The sequence below is a fragment of the Pseudomonas sp. HS-18 genome, assembly GCF_020401845.1.
In the GTDB taxonomy this organism is placed as follows: domain Bacteria; phylum Pseudomonadota; class Gammaproteobacteria; order Pseudomonadales; family Pseudomonadaceae; genus Pseudomonas; species Pseudomonas nitroreducens.
The window spans coordinates 950,299-970,867 of record NZ_CP084413.1 but is presented as its reverse complement, the minus strand read 5'-3'; the positions used below and the strand labels follow the sequence as shown (position 1 = coordinate 970,867).

Genomic DNA, 20,569 nt, shown 5'->3' with positions numbered 1-20,569 from the left:
GCTCGCCATGCAGAAGATCCCCCCGCACTGGCTGAACTTCATCGACGGCCAGTGGTGCGACAGTGAGCAGCGCCTGGTCGTCAACAACCCCGGCACCGGCGAGCCGGTGGCCAGCATCGCCCAGGCCGGCGTGGCCGATGCCCAGCGCGCGCTGCAATCGGCGCGGCGCTGCGTCGACAGCGGCGAGTTGACCCGCCCGCGTCCGGCGCAACGGGTCGCCTGGCTGCTGGCAATCGCCGCGCAGATTCGCGCGGTGATCGACGACGGCGCCTGGGTGCTGTGCCAGGAGAACGGCAAGGCCCTGCGCGATGCGCGCGACGAGTTCATCGAGGCGGCGCGCTACTTCGAGTACTACGCCGGCATGGCCGACAAGATCGAGGGCACCTCGATTCCGCTGGGCAACGGCTACATGGACTTCACCGTCTACGAACCGATGGGCGTGTCGTTGCAGATCGTGCCGTGGAACTTCCCGGTGTCGATCTGCGCCCGCTCGCTGGCACCGGCCCTGGCGGCCGGCAACGCGGTAGTGATCAAGTCGCCGGAGTTGTCGCCGCTGGGCCTCTGCGTGCTGCTGCAAGCCATCGAACGCGCCGGTCTGCCGCACGGCGCGGTCAACCTGCTGTGCGGTCGTGGGCGGGAAATCGGCGCATACCTGGCGGGGCATCGCGACGTCGACCAGATCGTCTTCACCGGCTCGGTCCCCACGGGCCAGAGCATCCTCCGTGGCGCCGCCGAGCGGGCCATTCCCAGCGTCATGGAATTGGGCGGCAAATCGGCCGCGCTGGTGTTCGCCGATGCCGACCGCGCGCAACTGCTGAGCAGTGTGCGCAACGGCATCTTCTTCAATGCCGGCCAGGTGTGCTCAGCCATGTCGCGCTTGCTGGTGCAGCGCTCGGTGTACGAGGAGGTCATCGCGGACGTGGTGGCCATGGCCGAAGGCCTGAGCGTCGGCCTGGGCCAGGACAATCCCGACCACACGCCGGTGATCTCGGCGAGTCAGTTGCAGGGCATCCAGGCCCTGTGCCGACGCGCCCAGGAACAGGGGGCGGTGGTCGCCACCGGCGGCGAGGCGCTCAGTGGCCGGCGCGGGCACTACATGGCGCCGACGGTGTTGCGCGACGTGCGCCCGGAGATGGAAATCGCCCAGACCGAGGTGTTCGGCCCGGTGCTCGCGGTCATGCCGTTCGATACCGAGGAGGAAGCCCTCGCCATCGCCAACGGCACCGACTTCGGCCTGGTCGCCGGGGTCTTCACCCAGGACCTGAACCGGGCGTTGCGCTGCGCGCGGCGCCTGCGCGCCGGCCAGGTGTTCGTCAACGAATGGTACGCCGGCGGCATCGAAACGCCTTTCGGCGGCGTCGGGCTCTCCGGTTTCGGCCGGGAGAAAGGCCAGGAAGCGCTCTACAGCTACGTGCGGACCAAGAACCTGGCCGTGCGCATCCAGGGCGAGTGAGGAGATGCCGCGATGAAGAAATGGCTCTGTGTTATCTGTGGCCTGATCTACGACGAGGCCCTGGGCTGGCCGGACGACGGCATCGTCGCCGGCACCCGCTGGGAGGACGTGCCCGAGGATTGGCTGTGCCCCGAGTGCAAGGTCGGCAAGGCCGATTTCGAGATGATCGAGATCAGTGAGCCGGTGAAGGCCGTGGCTGCTTCAGCGGTCATTAGCACGCAGCCGTCGAAGGCCACACCGACCACGCAACCGACCGCTCAGCCCATCGTCATCATCGGCAGCGGGCATGCCGGTTACGGCCTGGCCCAGGCGCTGCGCAAGGCCGATCCGCACCTGGACATCCGCGTGCTGACCGAGGAGTCCGGGCACCTGTACGCCAAGCCGGCGCTGTCCATCGCGCTGGCGCAACAACGCGACGCGGCCGCCCTGGCGACGGAAAGCCCGCTGGCGCTGGAGCGCCGCCTGGGCATCCGCATCTACCCGCACTGCCGGGTCGAGCGCATCGACGCCCAGGCCCGTCGCCTGCACACCAGCCTCGGTGACATCGACTACGGCCAATTGGTGCTGGCCACCGGCGCCTCGCCGCTGCGCCTGCCCATCGAGGGCTGTGCCGAGGCACTGCTGAGCGTCAACAGCCTGCGCGACTACCAGACCTTCCGCGCACGCCTGGACCGCGGCGCGCAGCGCATCGCGATCCTCGGCGACGGATTGATCGGCTGCGAGTTCGCCAATGACCTGGCGAGCAACGGGTATGCCGTGCGGGTGATCGGCCTCGGCGCCTGGCCGATGGAACGCCTGCTGCCCGAAACGGCGGGTCGGCACCTCCAGCAGGCACTCGCCGAACTGGGCGTGCAGTGGCACTTGCGCACGACCTTGCAGCGCATCGAGACCACCGCCAACGGCTATCGATTGAACCTGGCCGATGGCCAGAGCGTCGAGGCCGACCTGGTGCTGTCGGCGGTGGGCCTGCGCCCCAACCTGGAACTGGCACAAACCGCTGGCCTCGACTGCGGCCGCGGAATCAAGGTCGACGCCCATCTGCGCAGTTCGCAGCCGGGCATCTTCGCCCTGGGCGACTGCATCGAAATCGACGGTCAACTGCTGCCTTACCTCGCGCCGATCAACGAGGGCATCCGCGCCCTGGCCAGGACCCTGCTGGGCCAGCCCACACCGGTCAGCTACCCGCTGATGCCGGTGACGGTGAAGACCCCGGCGGCGCCGCTGTGCCTGTTGCCGCCCGCACCGGATTGCCCCGGCGACTGGCACTGCGAGAGCACCGGCGATGGCCTGAGCGCGGCCTTCCACGACAGCGCGGGCGCGCTGCGCGGCTTCGTCCTCCTCGGGCGCCAGGCGCAATTGAACCGAAATGCCTGGCTGCAGAACTGCCAGGCCACCCAACAGCACGTGGCGTGAGAGCCGACCCATGAACAGTTTCGTCAACCTGCCCCACGATGATCAGAGTTGCGGCTGGTACGCCGCCTTGCCCGCTCCCCTGCCCTGCCAACGCCTGAGCGGCGAGCAGAACGCCGACGCGGTGGTGATCGGCGCCGGCTTCGCCGGGCTGGCCGCCGCACGGCGCCTGGCCGAGCTCCAGCCGCAGTCGCGCATCCTGCTGGTGGATGCCCAGCGCGTCGGCTACGGCGCCTCCGGGCGCAACTCCGGCTTCGTCATCGACCTGCCGCACAAGTTCGCCCTGGAACATCCCGATCCCCAACACAAGCAACGCCTGCTGGGCCTCAACCGCGCCGCCATCGCGCAACTGCAAACCCTGATTGGCCGCCACGGCATCGACTGCCAGTGGTCCCACGCCGGCAAGTACCAGGGCGCGGTAGGCGCGCGCGGGCTTGCCTATCTCGAGCATTTCCAGAAGCTGATGAGCGAACTGGGCGAGCCCTATCGCCTGGTGGAACGTGACGAACTGGCCGGCGTGCTGGGCAGCCCGTACTACAGCCGCGCCATCTTCACCCCCGGCTGCTACCTTATGCAGCCGGCGGCACTGGTACGCGGCCTGGGCAGTTCACTGCCGGGCAACGTCGAGTTGCTGGAAGAATCACCCATCCGCCGCCTGGAGCGCGACGCCAGCGGACGCTGGCTACTGCACGGCGACACCGGGCTGATCCGCACGCCGCAGGTATTGCTGGGCACCAGCATCTTCACCCAGGAGTTCGGCTTCCTGCGCAATCGCCTGCTGCCGGTGATGACCTTCGCCAGTTGGACACGCCCGCTGAGCGACGCCGAAATGGCCAGCAGCGGTATCCAGGCCGACTGGGGCCTGACCCCCGCCGACCACGCCGGCACCACGGTACGGATGACCCAGGACCGCCGGCTGATCATCCGCAACACCTACAAGCACGTGCCGCGCTACGGCCGCAGCATTGGCGACGGCACCCGCGAAAAAATCCGCGCGGACCACCGCAAGGCCTTCCTGGCGCGTTACCCGCAACTCGCCCAGGTGCCCTTCACCCACACCTGGGGCGGGGTCTATGCCATCTCGCGCAACTTCACCAACTTCTTCGGCCAACTGGACGACGGGCTCTTCGCCACTGCCTGCGACAACGGCGTCGGCGCCGCCTGGGGCACCATCTCCGGCACGCTGCTGGCCGACCTGGCGGCGGGCGTGCAGTCCACTCAGCTCGACGACATTCGCGCGGTCACCGGCATGCCCTCGCTGAACCCGCCGGAGCCGTTCCTCGGCCTGGGCGTGCGCACGCGCATCCGCTGGGCGGCGTGGAACAGCCGGAGCGAACTATGAGCCAGGCAACCAGCGGGCGCGGGCCGGTGCTATTGGTCGATCACCGCGATCTGGCATTCACCCCGCGCGGCGGCCCTCCCGGTGCCGCCAGCGTGGCCCGCGCCATCAGCAACGAGGTGTCGCCGAACCTGGGCATCGGCTTCGCCCGCTGGGAAGGCGCGGAGGTCGCCTGGAGCCTGCTCTACGACGAAGTGATCTTCGTCATCGAGGGCTGCTTCGAGCTGCGCGCGAACGGCGAGTTGTACCGGGTGCAGCCCGGGCAACTGCTGTGGATTCCCGAGGGCACCGAGCTGGTCTACGGCGGCCATGCACTGTTCGGCTACGTCGTCCACCCCGGCGACTGGAAGCAGCGCCACGGTCTCGACTGAAGAACGCGCGCGTCGATCAACCTGGAGCCCTCCCTTGCTCACACTCACCCGAACCTTCGGTACGCTCTACCTGGCGACCTTGCTGATGCAACTGGGCTCCAGCCTGCTGATGACCTACTTGGCCCTGCACCTGGATGCCGGCGGTGTCGCCGCGCGCTGGGGTGGCGCGCTGATGGCCGCCAATGCGCTGGGAATGGTCCTGGGTGGTCGTGTCGGTTACTGGCTGATTGGCCGCGTCGCCCATGTCCGGGCATTCGTGGCCGGCGCCGGGGTGATCGTCAGCGCCGCGCTCTGCCACCAGCTCAGCGACTGGCTGCCGCTGTGGCTGCTGCTGCGCTTCATCGTCGGCGCGGCGATGATGTGCCAGTTGATGGTCATCGAAAGCTGGCTCAATGGCTGCGCCCCCGGCGAGCGCCGGGGCGGCGCCCTCTCGCTGTACATGGTGGCCAGCTATGTCGGGATGATGCTGGGGCAACTGCTGCTCAGCCTCGGCGACGGGCTCGATGCACGGACCTTGAGTGGCGTGGCCATCGCCTTCGCCATCGGGCTGCTGCCGATGGCCCTGCATCGCGGCGCGCAGCCCAGCGCCCTGCAACAGGCCAGGGTCTCGCCGCTGCTCTACCTGCGGCGCCTGCCGCAGGCGCTCGGCACGGTATTCGCCTCGGGCCTGCTCAATGGCTGCTTCTACGGCCTGACGCCGATCTTCGCCGCGCACCTGGGCTTCACGCCCGCCCAGGTCGGCCAGTTCATGGCGCTGACCATCGCCGCCGGGCTGCTCGCCCAACTGCCGCTGGGCAAACTGTCGGACCGGGTTTCCCGCGTCACCCTGGTACGCCTGATCGCCCTCTTGCTGGTGGTGGTCTTCCTGCCGCTGGCCTTGCTGAAGACGCCCGCGCACAGCGTCGTGCTGCTCGCCGGAGCGCTCATCGGCTTCCTGCAGTTCTGTCTCTACCCGCTGGGCATTGCCCATGCCAACCACAGCCTGGAGCCGCAACTGCGCGTCTCGGTCTCGGGCGTGCTGCTGGCCACCTTCGGCATCGGCGCCACGCTCGGCCCGCTGCTCGCCGGGCTGCTGATGGAGCATGCCGGCCCGCAGGCGCTCTATCTGTTCGGCATCGCCGTGGCCGCGAGCGTCGCCTGCCTGGTCAGGCAGCGGCGCAGCGGCAGCGACTCGGAGATCACCTACAGCCAGTGCGGTGAAAAACGATGGTGGTCCGGGACGCCCGTCGACTTATCTGCTGGCTCGCCCCAAGTCCTTGAGTCAACCTCCCGATTAATGCCCCCTGCCACTCCGGTCGTTAGCATCGGCAGCCACGGTCAATGAAGACCTGTCCCATTGATCTCCCTCGCCGGCTCCCCGAAACTATCACCCTTTGAACCGGCCGCACGAGCGGGAGCCACCATGTCCACCCAAGCCGAAACCCTCTGGAACCAGCTCTGCGCCGACGCCGGCGTCGACCCGCAGCAGCGCATGGCCGCGCGTCGCGCCATCCTCGCCGACAGCAACGCGCTGGACGCCACCGTCTACCGTCCTGACGACAACGACCCTGACGCCGAAGAACTGGACATGGGCGACGCCAAGGTGCTGTTCATCGGCCCCTTCGAGGCGCCCACCGAGTGGGACGCCGCCGAGCGCGAGGGCTTCTTCGACGACGCCGACCCGGCGCTGTTCTTCAGCGTCCGCATCGAGTGCGAAGCCGAGCCGGGCACCTCGGGATTCTTCGTTCCAGAAGTGGGCGACTACCTGGCGGTGATGGACGCCGGCAAGATCCAGATGTACTTCCTCCACGACTGGCGCGAAGACGAGGACGGCTGCACCTGCGTGCTGATCCGCGACGATATCCAGCTCTGACGCGCACCCCCTTCACGCCCGGAAATGAAAAAGCCCGTTCAATCGAACGGGCTTTTTATTGGCGCGCGGAACGCTATCAATTAACCGACAGCTGGTCCTGCTTCATCTTGCTGGTGTCCAGGTGCAGCAGGCCGAACGCGGTGCCGTAGAAGATGTTGCCCTTGGTATCGACCTTGATCGGTGCGTACATGCCGTTGTAGATCGGATCGCTACCCTCGCGGATGGTCAGCACGGTCTTGCCGGTGTCCAGGTCCATGCCGATGTGATGGCGATCGTTCCAGGCGTTGTTGAAGTACCCATCGACAAGGGCCATGTGGCCTTCGCCGGAAATCATCGGCACCACGGAAATCGACGATACGTCGTTGCGTCCCCACAGTTGCTTCCACTCATGGGTCTGGCTGTTCCAGCGGAAGCTCGCTGCACCCAACGGTCCCGGGCGCGTCGCGCCGAGCAGGGTGCTGACGTAGTAGGGGCTCGGATCGAGGGTCTTCTCGTCGGCGCTGCGGATGTTGTTCACCACGAAGGCGTAGTCGCCGTAGACCGCCACCGACTGCTCTGACTGCACCGTGTCGGTACCGGGGATTTCCACCTTGCGCTGGTCGGCGATACGCGGGCTGGCGGTGCCCGGCTTCTGCTTCCAGCCGGCGGGAATCTGGTCGCGCCAGAAGGCGACCATGCTCATGTTCTTCGCGCCGTCGGTGATCACCACCAGCTTGTCTTCATCGGGCCCGAAGCCCATCAGCGTCGGCGTGGCGCCGGTGCCATCGGCCAGCTTGGGCGCCGGCATGCGGATGCCGCGCTCGTACCCGGCCTTCCAGGCGCCGCTGGCTTCGTCGTCGTGGATCTTGCCATCCTTGTCCACCACCAGTCGGTACATGGTGGTGTTCGAGGCGACATAGATGGCGCCTCCGTTCGCTTCCGGGCCAGTGGCGAAACTGTTGAGGAAGAGTTCGTCATCGCCGGCGACGGTGTAGCTGTCGATCACCTCCAGCGTGTCGCGGTTGAGCGTGATGATCTTGCCGCCCAGGGTGTTGACCACGACGAAGCCGTTGTAGCTCATGCTCATGCCGAACAGCATGTCGCCGGGGAAGCGGGTACCGCGCTTGACCTTCTCGTTGTCGAACAGGCCTACCGGAATCGCGCTGACCTTGCCTAGCTTCATCACCGAATCGGCCCGCTTGGGGTCGGCCTGGTCGATGCGGAATATCTGCCGGCCGTTGCAGCCGACGAAGGCATCTTCCCGGGTCAGCAGCGCATAAACAGAGCCGTTGAGCGCCTGGTCCGAGGCAGCGGTGAGCATGCGGTTCGGCTGCGCCTTCATGTAGTCGAGCAGGCCCTTCTCGTCCTTCGCATCGAGGAACTTCTGCACCGCCCTGGACTGCTCGACGCGCTGCTGGGCAGTAACGGGCGTGTAGTTGGGCAGCTTGACCGGAATATCGGCACGCGCCAGCTCGGTGAGCTTGCCGCCCTCCAGGCTGACCTTGCGCAACGCAAAGCCCGACCACCAGAAATACACCGGCTTGCCGTCCACGGTGTCGGAGAAGATCGGCAGGCCCACGCCTTCGCCGGGCAGGAACTGCACCGACTCAGGGGTAACGTCGTACGCACCGCGGGCCACCGGGAAGCCGACGCTGTCGGTGGCGCCATCGTTCCAGTGCGTCTGGTTGTTGTAGGACTGGGCGAGGTACGGATTCTGCGCGGGCCACGCCGGCTCGGCGGCGTGGGCCAGCCCGCCGCACAGGGCGAGCGCAACGGAAAACGGAAGCAGACGAAGGGAAGGCATGCAACGACGGGACATCGACGGACTCCTGCGAATGAGCGGCGCCATGGATCACTTCGGGAGAGCGAGCGCCGACGGACCGAATCACCGTACGGGTGCCGCAAACGGGTAGTGACCACCCGAATCAGGGAGCAGAACGGAAAACGACGCGTCCGGTCGCGCGGAGACATTCGTCCGTCAGACGGCTGCCTTCATAAGGCTCGCGAAGCAGCACGCCTCACACTGCCGGGAGCAATCCCGATGCAGCGCTTGAACGCCCGGCTGAACGCCGCTTCGGACTGGTAACCCAGGCGCTCGGCCAATTCCGCCACCGCGATCTCGCGCTCCTGCAGCCAGCTCAGCGCCACATGCATGCGCCAGCGGGTGACGTACTGCATGGGCGGCATGCCGACCCGCTCGGCAAAGCGTGCGGCAAAGGCGGAGCGCGACATGGCCGCCGCATCCGCCAGCGCCGGCAGGTTCCAGTCCCGCGCCGGCTCGCGGTGGATCAGGCTCAGTGCGCGGCCTAATTGGCGATCCTGCAGGGCGCCGAGCCAGCCGGACTGGGCGGCGGGGTCCTGCTCGATCCAGGCGCGAATGGCCTGGATCACCAGGATGTCAGCCAGGCGGGTGATCACCGTCTCGCCGCCGGGGCGCATGGCCCGAGCCTCGTTCTCCATCAACTGCAGGGTGCTCATCAGCCAGTCGCGCTGGCCGGGGTCACGCACCTGCGCTTCCAGCACGCGCGGCAGCAGGCGCACCAGCTGCAACGCAGCGGGGTGGTCGAAGCGCACCGCGCCACAGATCATCGCGGTCGGCTCGCCACCGCCGCCCTGGCGCAGCACTTCGTAACGGTCACTGGCGTAGGCGCGTGTCAGGTCGAACAACCCCGCCGCAGGCTCACCCGGCGCGCTCACCAACCGGTGGCCCTCACCGTGGGGCACCAGCACCAGGTCGCCCGGCGCCAGACAACGTGGCTCATCTCCCTCGGCTTCCAGCCAGCATTCGCCGACGGTCAGCACATGGAACATCAGGCACTGCGGCATCGCCGGCAGATCCAGCCCCCAGGGCGCAGTGAACTCCGAGCGGCAATAGAAGGTGCCGCTCATGCGCAGGAAATGCAGAGCCTCGCCCAGGGGATCGGTGGAGGCCCAGGCGTCGGTGAGGTCCGGTATGGCGGTAGGAGCGTTCATGGCCGTGAGACTGCTACGGCAGTTGGGCGGCGTCCAGCAGGTCTGGACGAATGAGCATGAAGCGTCGATTTTCAGGCATTAACCGTCCAGCAATTCAGCGAGAGACTGAACCCAGGCCAACGATCCCACGGCGGGCGCCGCGGGACGGCCAAAGCGAGGACACTGCCATGATCACCGTAATGGGAGCCACCGGCCGCACCGGTTCGAGAATCTGCCAGAACCTGCTGGATGCCGGCGTGCCGGTTCTTGCCCTCGGCCGCAACGCCGAACGCCTGGAGGCAATGGCCGCCGCCGGGGCCCGGATTGCCGTGGGCGAGCCGCATGACGCCGCCTTTCTCACCAAGGCCTTCCACGGCGCCGACGCGGTCTACACCCTGCTCGCCTACGGGCCCGACACCGAGGACTACCGCCACCAGCAGGCTGCCCAGGGGGAAGCGATACTCCAGGCCATTCGCTCCAGCGCTGTGCGCCGGGTGGTCTTCCTCAGCAGCGTGGGTGCCGAGGTGGCTTCCGGTACCGGGCCGATCATCAGCATGCACGACCAGGAGCAGCGCCTGCGCCAGTTGCCCCGGCAAGTGAATGTACTGATGCTGCGCTCCGGCGCGCTGTTCGAGAACCTGTACGGCGCGCTGGAAATCGTCCGCGCCTACGACTGCTACAGCGACGCGGTGGCAGCGGATGTGCCAGTCCCGATGGTCGCCACGCAGGATGTCGCCGATGCCGCCAGCCATGCCCTGCTGGACCGCAGTTGGCAGGGGGTGCTGACCCGCGAAGTACTCGGCCAGCGCGATATCAGCTACGCCGAGGCGACCCGCCTGCTGGGGGCAGCCATCGGCCGTCCGGAGCTGCCCTACGTAGCGGTGTCGCCGCAGGAACTGAGCGGCGCCCTGCAGGAGGCCGGCTATTCCCCCAGCGTCGCCGCGTGCTACGCCGAACTGGGCGAGGCGATCAGCAGCGGACGGGTACGGGCGCAGGAAGCACGCTCGCCGGCCAATACGACGGCGACCCGCTTCGAGGACTTCGCCCAGGCCTGGGCCAAAGCTTACCGGGCCTTGCCCTGAGGCGATGCCTTCGGTCAGAGCAACATAATTTCCTACAAATATCTCGGAAGACCCTGATGAATTTGGCGCTGGTCCGCTGTCTAGAGTACTCGCCCATTTGCAAACGGCCGGACCACCGCCATGAACCACGCTCCCGACAGTCTCTGGGTCGATGTGCAGACCTGGTCTCCCTACCACCCGCAACGCATCCTTCACGGCCGCATCAGCCGCGAGGATTACCTGGCCCTGCGCAACGGTCGCGCGCCCTTGGAGGTACGCCTGGGCGACTGCCAGAGCCGTCACTGCCCGACCGGCCCGGTGCAGGACCTGTTCCTCAGCGGCTCGCACATCCTCAATGTCACCCCGGCCGAACGGGTGGCCTGAACGACGAGGGACAGTCGCACCGCTCAATCAGAAGAACCTGACAGAGGCAGCGCGGAGCGAACGCTATGGTTCGCCACCTCTTTTCACCTTCCTTCGAGCGCCGTGGCAATGAACGAACATCTCAAGGTCGAAGTCGTGGTTCGCGCGCACAACCGCGAATCCTCAGTGCTCCAGGGCTGGATCAGCCAAGGCGACTATATCGCCCTGTGTGATGGCCACGCCCCCACCGTGGTGCGGCTGAACGACTGCCAGTCCGACTCGGGGCTGGTGCAGCATACGGAAGACCTGTTCCTGCGCAGCGCCTACATCCTGAGCATCGAGCTGCTCGAGCGTCTGCCGCGCTATCAGTCGGCCATGCCTCGATAGACGTAGGTCATCGGCCGCGGCCCCGGAAGGTAATCCTGGCTCAGTTCGCGTAGCTGGAAGCCGCCGGACTCGATCAGCGCCGGCATGTCGCGATCCAGGTGACAGCCTCCGGCCAGCGGCCTCCAGACCGGCGTCAACCGGTGCTGCCAGGCGCGGACACCGGCATCCGGCGCCAGGCCATGTTCGCAGAAGAGGAACTCGCCGCCGGGCTTGAGAACCCGGCGCATCTCCCGCAGTGCGGCCAGCGCATCGGGGATGCTGCACAGGGTGAACGTGCAGACGATGCTGTCGAAGCTGCCTGCGTCGGCGCGGATCTGCCCGAGTTCCAGCGCCACCATTTCCACCGGAATTTGAATCGCTTCGGCACGGCTGCCGGCGAGCTTCTGCATTTGCGCCGCGGGGTCGACGCCGACGATTGTCGACACTTTCGCCGGATCGTAGAACGACAGGTTCAGCCCGGTGCCCATGCCGATCTCCAGCACGCGGCCGCGGGCGCGGGGCACCAGCAGCGAGCGCTGCTTCATCACATCGCCCATGCCGCAGGCGAAATCGATCAAGCGGGGCAGAGCATGGCGGTCATACAAGGTTCGGATCATGTCGCGTCCTCAGGCTTGGCAGGCTCCAGGCCAGCAGGTTCAGCAAGGTCGCCAGCGACAGAGGCCAGGCACATACCACCGCCACTTCCATCACCAGCTCCGCCAGAGTGTAGGTACTCCAGCCGGCCACGCGGCTTTCATAAAGGCACAGGTCTACCCAGAACCAGCCCGCCAGGGACGCAAGGGATGCAAGGGACGACAATGACGCACGCCAGGTCGGGGCAATCCAGCGGGCCCTGGCCAGCACCGCGATGAGCGGCACCCAGACCAGCAGCAGCGGCAACATCTCGCCCGTCAGGCCGACATCGCGCATATCGGCCGGCAGGGTGTCCCGGTAGGAATTCAGCCCCCATGACGCCTGGCCCCAGCCCAGCAGCAGAAACCCAGTCATGCTGGCCGCTGCCGGGCCTGTTCGTCCTTTCAATATCACGTCCTTCTCCCTGATGCGCCAGGCGACATCCTCTCACGTCCGGCTGGGTTCGCGGCAGAGACAACCGCACGGCAAATATCAGCCTCCCACTAGACGATTGTCGACAATTCATCAGATCTCGATTGACCCATAGGGTTTACAGGGGTAGCTTTCGCCGCACACCCAGAAGATTGTCGACACCATGAGCGATAGCCTGATTCTGCCCACTCCCGCCAGCGACGACAGCGAGACCCTGTCGGAACACGTGTTCCGCAAGATCCAGTCGGCCATCGTCAAGGGCGAGATCGCCCCCGGCAGCAAGATTTCCGAGCCGGAACTGGCGCGTACCTATGGCATCAGCCGTGGGCCGCTGCGGGAGGCGATCCACCGCCTGGAAGGTCAGAAGCTGCTGGTACGCGTACCGCACGTCGGCGCGCGCGTGGTCTCGCTCAGCCATGAGGAGTTGCTGGAGCTCTACGAGATCCGCGAATCCCTCGAAGGCATGGCCTGCCGCCTGGCCGCCGAGCGCATGACGCCGGCCGAGATCGACGAACTGCGCCGGGTGCTCGACACCCACGAGCGCGACGAAGCCTTCCAGGCCGGCCGTGGCTACTACCAGCAGGAAGGCGACTACGACTTCCACTACCGGATCATTCAGGGCAGCGGCAACCGCACCCTCACCCGCATGCTCTGCGGCGAGCTGTACCAACTGGTGCGCATGTACCGCCTGCAGTTCTCGGCGACGCCTAACCGCCCGCGCCAGGCCTTCGCCGAGCACCACCGGATTCTCGATGCCATCGCCGACCGTGACGGCGAACTGGCCGAGTTGCTGATGCGCCGTCACATCGGCGCGTCGAAACGCAATATGGAGCGCCATTACCTGGACGCCCACGCCAAGACAGCCAACGAACGAGGTGAACAATGAGCTACAAGACCGCCGGCCAACGTTTCCGCGAAGCCCTTGCCGAAGAAAAGCCGCTGCAGGTGATCGGCGCGATCAACGCCAACCACGCGCTGCTGGCCAAGCGCGCCGGCTTCAAGGCCATCTACCTCTCCGGTGGCGGCGTGGCGGCGGGTTCCCTCGGCCTGCCGGACCTGGGCATCAACACCCTGGATGACGTACTCACCGACGTGCGCCGTATCACCGACGTCTGCGACCTGCCACTGCTGGTGGACATCGACACCGGCTTCGGCCCCAGCGCCTTCAACATCGAGCGCACCGTGAAGAGCCTGATCAAGGCCGGCGCCGCCGCCGCCCACATCGAGGACCAGGTCGGCGCCAAACGCTGCGGTCACCGTCCAGGCAAGGAAATCGTCTCCACCCAGGAGATGGTCGACCGCGTGAAGTCGGCCGCCAATGCCAAGACCGACCCGAACTTCTTCCTGATCGCCCGCACCGACGCCATCCAGGCCGAAGGCGTGGACGCCGCCATCGAGCGCTGCCAGCGCTACGTCGAGGCCGGCGCCGATGCGATCTTCGCCGAAGCCGCCTACGACCTGCCGACCTACAAGCGCTTCGTCGATGCGCTGAACGTGCCGATCCTGGCCAACATCACCGAGTTCGGCGCCACCCCGCTGTTCACCCGCGACGAGCTGGCCTCGGTCGGCGTGGCCATCCAGCTGTATCCGCTGTCCGCCTTCCGCGCCGCCAACAAGGCCGCTGAAGCCGTGTACACCGCGATCCGCCAGGAAGGCCACCAGCAGAACGTGATCGAGCTGATGCAGACCCGCGCCGAGCTGTACGACCGCATCGGCTACCACGCCTTCGAGCAGAAGCTCGACGCGCTGTTCGCTGCCGGCAAGAAGTGACCTGAGGCGAAAGCGGCGGATAACGCTTCGCGTTATTCGCTCTACGCCAGACCTGATACACCGTAGGGCGCATAACGCCACAGGCGTTATCCGCCGACCAGATTCGAACCGAAATCCCGGCCCGCGCCGGGGGACAAGAACAAGCAACCGGATTTGATGAGGAGACACGCGATGAGCGCTACCGCAGAAACCACCACCGGCTTCAAGCCGAAGAAGTCCGTGGCCCTGAGTGGCACCGCCGCTGGCAACACCGCCCTGTGCACCGTCGGCCGTACCGGCAACGACCTGCACTACCGTGGCTATGACGTACTGGATTTCGCCAACCGCTGCGACTTCGAGGAAATCGCCCACCTGCTGGTCCACGGCAAGCTGCCCAACGTCGCCGAACTGGCCGGCTACAAGGCCAAGCTCAAAGCCCTGCGCGGCTTGCCGGCCGGCGTGAAAGCCGCCCTGGAAACCCTGCCGCCGTCGGCCCACCCGATGGACGTGATGCGCACCGCCGTGTCCGTGCTCGGCTGCCTGTCGCCGGAGAAGGACGACCACAACCACCCCGGCGCCCGCGACATCGCCGACAAGCTGATGGCTTCGCTCGGTTCCGCCCTGCTCTACTGGTACCACTTCAGCCATAACGGCAAGCGTATCGAGGTCGAGACCGATGACGACTCCATCGGCGGCCACTTCCTGCACCTGCTGCACGGGCAGAAACCACGCGAGTCCTGGGTGCGCGCCATGCACACCTCGCTGAACCTGTACGCCGAGCACGAGTTCAACGCCTCCACCTTCACCTCCCGGGTGATCGCCGGCACCGGCTCGGACATCTACTCCTGCATCGCCGGCGCCATCGGCGCGCTGCGCGGTCCGAAACACGGCGGCGCCAACGAGGTGGCCTTCGAGATCCAGAAGCGCTACGACAACCCGGACGAAGCCGAGGCGGACATCCGTGCCCGCGTCGAGCGCAAGGAAGTGGTGATCGGCTTCGGCCACCCGGTCTATACCGTGTCCGACCCGCGCAACAAGGTGATCAAGGAAGTCGCCCACCAGCTGTCGAACGAGCAGTCCAACACCAAGATGTACGACATCGCCGAGCGCCTGGAAACCATCATGTGGGACATCAAGAAGATGTTCCCCAACCTCGATTGGTTCAGCGCCGTGAGCTACCACATGATGGGCGTGCCCACCGCGATGTTCACCCCGCTGTTCGTCATCGCCCGCACCGCCGGCTGGTCCGCCCACGTCATCGAGCAACGCATCGACGGCAAGATCATCCGCCCGAGCGCCAACTACACAGGCCCTGAAGACCTGAAGTTCGTGCCGCTCAAGGACCGCAAATAACCATGACTACTACCGTGAACAGCCAATACCGCAAGCGCCTGCCCGGCACCGCGCTGGATTACTTCGACGCCCGCGAGGCAGTCGAGGCGATCCAGGCCGGCGCCTGGGACAAACTCCCCTACACCTCCCGCGTACTGGCCGAACAACTGGTGCGCCGCTGCGACCCACAGGACCTGACGGCTTCGCTGGAGCAGCTGGTCTACCGCAAGCGCGACCTCGACTTCCCCTGGTACCCGGCGCGCGTGGTCTGCCACGACATCCTCGGCCAGACCGCGCTGGTCGACCTCGCCGGCCTGCGTGACGCCATCGCCGAGAAAGGCGGCGACCCGTCCAAGGTCAACCCGGTGGTGCCGACCCAACTGATCGTCGACCACTCGCTGGCCGTGGAAGCCGCCGGCTTCGACCCGGACGCGTTCGAGAAGAACCGCGCCATCGAGGACCGCCGCAACGAGGATCGCTTCCACTTCATCGACTGGACCAAGACCGCGTTCAAGAACGTCGATGTGATCCCGGCCGGCAACGGCATCATGCACCAGATCAACCTGGAGAAAATGAGCCCGGTGATCCAGGCACGCGGCGGCATCGCGTTCCCCGACACCTGCGTCGGCACCGACTCGCACACCCCGCACGTGGATGCCCTGGGCGTGATCGCCATCGGCGTCGGCGGCCTCGAAGCCGAGACCGTGATGCTCGGCCACCCGTCGATGATGCGCCTGCCCGACATCGTCGGCGTGAAGCTGACCGGCAAGCGCAAGCCGGGTATCACCGCCACCGACATCGTGCTGGCGATTACCGAGTTCCTGCGCAAGGAGCGCGTGGTCGGCGCCTACGTCGAGTTCTTCGGCGAGGGGGCGGACAGCCTGTCCATCGGCGACCGCGCGACCATCTCCAACATGTGCCCGGAATACGGCGCCACCGCCTCGATGTTCTACATCGACGGCCAGACCATCGACTACCTCAAGCTCACCGGCCGCGAGCCCGAGCAGGTGGAATTGGTGGAGAACTACGCGAAGACCCTCGGCCTGTGGAGCACCGCGCTGGAAACCGCCGAGTACGAGCGCGTGCTGGAGTTCGACCTGGGCAGCGTGGTACGCAACATGGCCGGCCCGTCCAACCCGCACCGCCGCCTGCCGACCTCGGCACTGGCCGAGCGCGGCATCGCCGACGAAGCCAAGCTTGCGTCCGGCCGCGTCGAGGAAGCCGAAGGTCTGATGCCCGATGGCGCGGTGATCATCGCCGCCATCACCAGTTGCACCAACACCTCCAACCCGCGCAACGTCATCGCCGCCGGCCTGGTGGCGAAGAAGGCCAACGCGCTGGGCATGGTCCGCAAGCCGTGGGTGAAGACGTCGTTCGCGCCCGGCTCGAAAGTCGCCAAGCTGTACCTGGAAGAAGCCGGCCTGCTGCCGGAATTGGAGAAGCTCGGCTTCGGCATCGTCGCCTATGCCTGCACCACCTGCAACGGCATGTCCGGCGCGCTGGACCCGGCGATCCAGAAAGAGATCATCGACCGCGACCTGTACGCCACCGCCGTGCTCTCGGGCAACCGCAACTTCGACGGTCGTATCCACCCCTACGCCAAACAGGCCTTCCTCGCCTCGCCGCCGCTGGTGGTCGCCTACGCCATCGCCGGCACCGTGCGCTTCGACATCGAGCAGGACCCGCTGGGCACCGACAGTCAAGGCAACCCGGTCACCCTGAAGGACCTCTGGCCGTCCGATGAAGAGATCGACGCCATCGTCGCCGCCAGCGTCAAGCCCGAGCAGTTCAAGCAGGTCTACATCCCGATGTTCGACCTGGGCAGTGTGCAGGAAGCCGAGAGCCCGCTGTACGACTGGCGCCCGATGTCCACCTACATCCGCCGCCCGCCGTACTGGGAAGGCGCACTGGCCGGCGAGCGCACGCTCAAGGGCATGCTGCCGCTGGCGATCCTGCCGGACAACATCACCACCGATCACCTGTCGCCATCCAACGCCATCCTGCTGGACAGCGCGGCCGGCGAATACCTGGCAAAAATGGGCCTGCCGGAGGAGGACTTCAACTCCTACGCCACCCACCGCGGCGACCACCTGACCGCCCAGCGCGCCACCTTCGCCAACCCGCAACTGATCAACGAAATGGCCGTGGTCAACGGTGAAGTGAAGAAAGGTTCGCTGGCCCGCGTAGAGCCCGAAGGCAAGGTGATGCGCATGTGGGAAGCCATCGAAACCTACATGAACCGCAAGCAGAACCTGATCATCGTCGCCGGCGCCGACTACGGCCAGGGCTCATCCCGTGACTGGGCGGCCAAAGGCGTTCGCCTGGCGGGCGTGGAAGTGATAGTCGCCGAAGGCTTCGAGCGCATCCACCGCACCAACCTGGTGGGCATGGGCGTGCTGCCGGTGGAGTTCAAGACAGGCACCACGCGGCTGACCCTGGGACTGGACGGCACCGAGACCTACGACATCAGGGGCGACGTCTCGCCGCGCTGCGACCTGACCCTGGTGGTCAATCGCCGCAACGGCGAAGTCGTCGAAGTCCCGGTCACCTGCCGCCTGGACACCGCCGCCGAAGTGAAGGTGTACAACGCCGGCGGCGTGCTACAGCGCTTCGCCAAGGACTTCCTGGAAGGCGCGGTAGCGTGATGTAACAGCCGACCCGCCTGCACGGCGGGTCGGCACTAATCCTGTAGGAGCGAGCTTGCTCGCGAACCAAAGCCCGCAGCGAGGCCGTTCGCGAGCAAGCTCGCTCCTACGAAAAGCAAACAGGATCGAGTCCCATGCCCCACGTACCCCAAGTGAAGATCCCCGCCACCTACATCCGCGGCGGCACCAGCAAGGGCGTGTTCTTCCGCCTGCAGGACCTGCCCGAGCGTTGCCAGGTGCCCGGCGCGGCCCGCGACCAGCTGTTCATGCGCGTGATCGGCAGCCCCGATCCCTACAGCGCACACATCGACGGCATGGGCGGCGCGACCTCCAGCACCAGCAAGTGCGTGATCCTGTCGAAAAGCACCCAGCCCGACCACGACGTCGACTACCTCTACGGGCAAATCTCCATCGACAAGGCCTTCGTCGACTGGAGCGGCAACTGCGGCAACCTCTCCACCGCCGCCGGATCCTTCGCCATCCACGCCGGCCTGGTCGATCCGACGCGCATCCCGGACAACGGCACCTGCGTGGTGCGCATCTGGCAGGCGAACATCCAGAAGACCATCATCGCCCACGTGCCGATCACCAACGGCCAGGTCCAGGAAACCGGTGACTTCGAACTGGACGGCGTGACCTTCCCCGCCGCCGAGATCATGCTGGAGTTCCTCGACCCGTCCGACGATGGCGACGAAGGCGGCTCAATGTTCCCCACCGGCAACCTGGTGGACGACCTGGAGGTCCCCGGCATCGGCACCTTCAAGGCGACCATGATCACCGCCGGCATCCCGACCATCTTCGTCAACGCCCAGGACATCGGCTACACCGGCGCCGAGCTGCGCGAAGCGATCAATGGCGACCCCGAGCAACTGGCGCGCTTCGAGAAATTCCGCATCGCCGGCGCCCTGCGCATGGGCCTGATCAAGACCGCCGAAGAAGCCGCCACCCGCCAGCACACACCGAAGATCGCCTTCGTCGCGCCAGCCAAGGACTACGTCACCTCCAGCGGCAAGCAAGTGCAGGCCGGCGACATCGACCTGCTGGTGCGCGCGCTGTCCATGGGCAAGCTGCACCACGCCATGATGGGCACCGCCGCCGTGGCCATCGGCACTGCCGCCGCCATCCCCGGCACCCTGGTGAACCTCGCCGCCGGCGGTGGCGAACGCAGCGCCGTGCGCTTCGGCCACCCCTCCGGCACCCTGCGCGTGGGCGCCGAGGCGAAGCAGGTGAACGGCGAGTGGACCGTGACCAAGGCCATCATGAGCCGCAGCTCGCGCATCCTCATGGAAGGCTGGGTGCGGGTGCCGGGGGATTCGTTCTGATATCCGCTCTTAGCAACAGAAAAGGGCCTCTTCCGAGGCCCTTTTCTGTTGTGTCTTCGAAGCACCATACAGCTATGACGAGAACAGCCAGCTAAGCAGCAGGAGCTAGTCTTGCTGCTTGGATTGCTTTTAGGGAAGCCGGGGTTCCCCGATGTGGTCTTCTTTGACAATTCCGATCAGTGAACGTGCCCCGGCTCACCGGCATCATTGATAACCGGGACGTCATCACAAGGCGGCAAGCTGGCAGCGCGCAGACTGGGATCACCGCGCACCTTTTCCACCAGATAGTCGACCACCGCCCTGACCTTCAACGGCAGATAATGCGTGGGCTGGTAGAGCAGCCACGCGCTGCCGTGGCTATGAGTACCGATGAACTCCCAGTCCGGCAGTAAATGCGCAATGCGCTTACGCTCGAGTTCAGCCTGCGCAATGAATAAAGGCAGGTAGGTGATGCAGGCATTCTGCATCACTGCATCCAGTCGTCCTTCCGAGAGATTGATGGAGTACCGGCTAGGCACCTGAACCTTGAGCAACTCCGCGCCCCGCTTGAGTTGCCATCGACTGCCCTGAGACAGATCGCCCTCACTGATGCAAAAGTGCCGCTCCAGCTCCAATGGATGCATGGGTACACCGTGCTCGGCCAGGTAGTCAGGCGACGCACAGAGAATCTGCTTGATTGGAAACAAGCAACGCCCCACCAGGCCAGGTGCCGGATGGTCGGTAACCTGCACCGCCAGATCCAGATTGCTGTCGATCAGGTCGCCATGGTGATCGCCCAACAGCAATTGCACATCGACCTTAGGGTAAAGCCGGAGAAATTCGGGGATCAGTGGGTGGATGACGAAGCGGCCCAACGCCTTCGGCGCACTGATGCGCACCAGCCCTTCAGGCTCGTGGGAGTACTTCGCGCTCATGCCCAACACGGTTTTCGCCGAGCTCACCATGCTGCGGCAGCACTTGTAGATTTCCTCACCACTCTCACTTAGTCGCAGCTTGCGTGTGGTGCGTTGCAACAGCTGCACCGACAGCCCCTTCTCCAGCCGTGACACACCACGGCTCGCCGCAGAGGGCGATATTCCCAAGCGTCTAGCGGCTTCAGAAAAGCTCCCACTCTCCACCACCCTGACAAATATCACCATTTCTTCCAGCAACATCATCGTCGGATTCATGCTCACAGCGAAAATCTCCTTTGAACCTCGACCGGCTTATCATTGCCATTTCGGGGGAATAAACTCACCACAACTCAGAACCCCTACTCTTTATTAACAAGCCTTGTACTGGAAACCTACTCCGAGCCCTCCATAGGCAAG

The 20,569-nt window shown here is 66.0% G+C and carries 19 protein-coding genes and 1 pseudogene; 15 read left to right on the top strand and 5 right to left on the bottom strand.

Translation table 11 applies throughout. The features are described 5' to 3' along the window. Window positions 1-7: 7 nt before the first annotated feature. From LDJ84_RS04615 to LDJ84_RS04585, 7 genes and pseudogenes are all read left to right on the top strand, one after another. The gene (locus LDJ84_RS04615) at window positions 8-1,453 is read left to right on the top strand and encodes an aldehyde dehydrogenase family protein (protein WP_226045962.1); all 1,446 of its coding nucleotides are present in this window, start codon (window positions 8-10) and stop codon (window positions 1,451-1,453) included. Window positions 1,454-1,465: 12 nt separating this feature from the next. Continuing rightward, window positions 1,466-1,627 (top strand): annotated as a pseudogene (locus LDJ84_RS04610) (rubredoxin); the annotation flags it as partial. Then, window positions 1,616-2,866: an FAD-dependent oxidoreductase gene (locus tag LDJ84_RS04605; RefSeq protein ID WP_226046552.1), complete on the top strand. Its 1,251-nt coding sequence runs from the start codon at window positions 1,616-1,618 to the stop codon at window positions 2,864-2,866. The pseudogene LDJ84_RS04610 and the gene LDJ84_RS04605, both read left to right, overlap by 12 nt. 10 nt (window positions 2,867-2,876) lie before the next feature. Further along, the gene (locus LDJ84_RS04600; protein WP_226045961.1) at window positions 2,877-4,205 is read left to right on the top strand and encodes an NAD(P)/FAD-dependent oxidoreductase; all 1,329 of its coding nucleotides are present in this window, start codon (window positions 2,877-2,879) and stop codon (window positions 4,203-4,205) included. Beyond that, window positions 4,202-4,573 carry an ethanolamine utilization protein EutQ gene (locus LDJ84_RS04595; protein WP_226045960.1) on the top strand — a complete coding sequence of 124 codons (372 nt, stop codon included), beginning with the start codon at window positions 4,202-4,204 and terminating at the stop codon, window positions 4,571-4,573. Before LDJ84_RS04600 ends, LDJ84_RS04595 begins: the two co-directional genes overlap by 4 nt. Window positions 4,574-4,607: 34 nt before the next feature. Continuing rightward, window positions 4,608-5,897 (top strand): MFS transporter, encoded by a 1,290-nt coding sequence (locus LDJ84_RS04590; RefSeq protein ID WP_152619061.1) that lies wholly within the window; start codon window positions 4,608-4,610, stop codon window positions 5,895-5,897. 78 nt (window positions 5,898-5,975) lie between these two features. Beyond that, window positions 5,976-6,425, top strand: coding sequence for a hypothetical protein (locus LDJ84_RS04585; RefSeq protein ID WP_226045959.1), 450 nt, complete (start codon window positions 5,976-5,978; stop codon window positions 6,423-6,425). Window positions 6,426-6,501: 76 nt separating this feature from the next. Here LDJ84_RS04585 and LDJ84_RS04580 read toward each other — a convergent pair whose 3' ends face one another. Further along, on the bottom strand, window positions 6,502-8,223 hold the full coding sequence (locus LDJ84_RS04580; protein WP_200890646.1) for a hypothetical protein: 1,722 nt from the start codon (window positions 8,221-8,223) through the stop codon (window positions 6,502-6,504). Window positions 8,224-8,396: 173 nt separating this feature from the next. Continuing rightward, complete coding sequence (locus tag LDJ84_RS04575) at window positions 8,397-9,377, bottom strand: AraC family transcriptional regulator (protein ID WP_024763018.1); 981 nt, start codon at window positions 9,375-9,377, stop codon at window positions 8,397-8,399. Window positions 9,378-9,544: 167 nt separating this feature from the next. On the opposite strand from LDJ84_RS04575, the gene LDJ84_RS04570 reads away from it, so the two are divergent. The 3 genes from LDJ84_RS04570 to LDJ84_RS04560 all read left to right on the top strand — a co-directional run bounded on the left by LDJ84_RS04570 (window position 9,545) and on the right by LDJ84_RS04560 (window position 11,167). Then, window positions 9,545-10,438, top strand: coding sequence for an NAD(P)H-binding protein (locus LDJ84_RS04570; protein ID WP_024763017.1), 894 nt, complete (start codon window positions 9,545-9,547; stop codon window positions 10,436-10,438). Window positions 10,439-10,558: 120 nt separating this feature from the next. Continuing rightward, a complete protein-coding gene (locus LDJ84_RS04565) occupies window positions 10,559-10,801 on the top strand; it encodes a hypothetical protein (protein WP_024763016.1) in 243 nt (80 codons plus the stop codon). Between the two features lie 108 nt (window positions 10,802-10,909). Continuing rightward, entirely contained in the window at window positions 10,910-11,167 is a 258-nt protein-coding gene (locus LDJ84_RS04560; protein WP_024763015.1) for a hypothetical protein, read from the top strand. Here LDJ84_RS04560 and LDJ84_RS04555 read toward each other — a convergent pair. Together LDJ84_RS04555 and LDJ84_RS04550 are read right to left on the bottom strand one after the other, a co-directional pair. Further along, entirely contained in the window at window positions 11,146-11,763 is a 618-nt protein-coding gene (locus tag LDJ84_RS04555; protein ID WP_065084476.1) for a class I SAM-dependent methyltransferase, read from the bottom strand. The genes LDJ84_RS04560 and LDJ84_RS04555 overlap by 22 nt on opposite strands. Beyond that, window positions 11,744-12,154: a hypothetical protein gene (locus LDJ84_RS04550; protein ID WP_024763013.1), complete on the bottom strand. Its 411-nt coding sequence runs from the start codon at window positions 12,152-12,154 to the stop codon at window positions 11,744-11,746. Before LDJ84_RS04550 ends, LDJ84_RS04555 begins: the two co-directional genes overlap by 20 nt. A gap of 220 nt (window positions 12,155-12,374) precedes the next feature. On the opposite strand from LDJ84_RS04550, the gene LDJ84_RS04545 reads away from it, so the two are divergent. From LDJ84_RS04545 to prpF, 5 genes are all read left to right on the top strand, one after another. After that, the gene (locus LDJ84_RS04545; RefSeq protein WP_024763012.1) at window positions 12,375-13,097 is read left to right on the top strand and encodes a GntR family transcriptional regulator; all 723 of its coding nucleotides are present in this window, start codon (window positions 12,375-12,377) and stop codon (window positions 13,095-13,097) included. Beyond that, window positions 13,094-13,981, top strand: coding sequence for a methylisocitrate lyase (prpB, locus tag LDJ84_RS04540; protein ID WP_024763011.1), 888 nt, complete (start codon window positions 13,094-13,096; stop codon window positions 13,979-13,981). Before LDJ84_RS04545 ends, prpB begins: the two co-directional genes overlap by 4 nt. A gap of 171 nt (window positions 13,982-14,152) precedes the next feature. Beyond that, window positions 14,153-15,313 (top strand): 2-methylcitrate synthase, encoded by a 1,161-nt coding sequence (gene prpC, locus LDJ84_RS04535; RefSeq protein WP_024763010.1) that lies wholly within the window; start codon window positions 14,153-14,155, stop codon window positions 15,311-15,313. Window positions 15,314-15,327: 14 nt separating this feature from the next. Further along, window positions 15,328-17,937 carry a Fe/S-dependent 2-methylisocitrate dehydratase AcnD gene (gene acnD / locus LDJ84_RS04530; protein WP_176707226.1) on the top strand — a complete coding sequence of 870 codons (2,610 nt, stop codon included), beginning with the start codon at window positions 15,328-15,330 and terminating at the stop codon, window positions 17,935-17,937. Window positions 17,938-18,071: 134 nt separating this feature from the next. Beyond that, window positions 18,072-19,259 (top strand): 2-methylaconitate cis-trans isomerase PrpF, encoded by a 1,188-nt coding sequence (gene prpF / locus LDJ84_RS04525; protein WP_065084473.1) that lies wholly within the window; start codon window positions 18,072-18,074, stop codon window positions 19,257-19,259. A 176-nt stretch (window positions 19,260-19,435) separates the two neighbouring features. Here the strand turns inward: prpF and LDJ84_RS04520 are convergent, their stop codons facing one another. After that, entirely contained in the window at window positions 19,436-20,428 is a 993-nt protein-coding gene (locus LDJ84_RS04520) for a LysR family transcriptional regulator (RefSeq protein ID WP_231387620.1), read from the bottom strand. Between the last annotated feature and the right edge of the window lie 141 nt (window positions 20,429-20,569).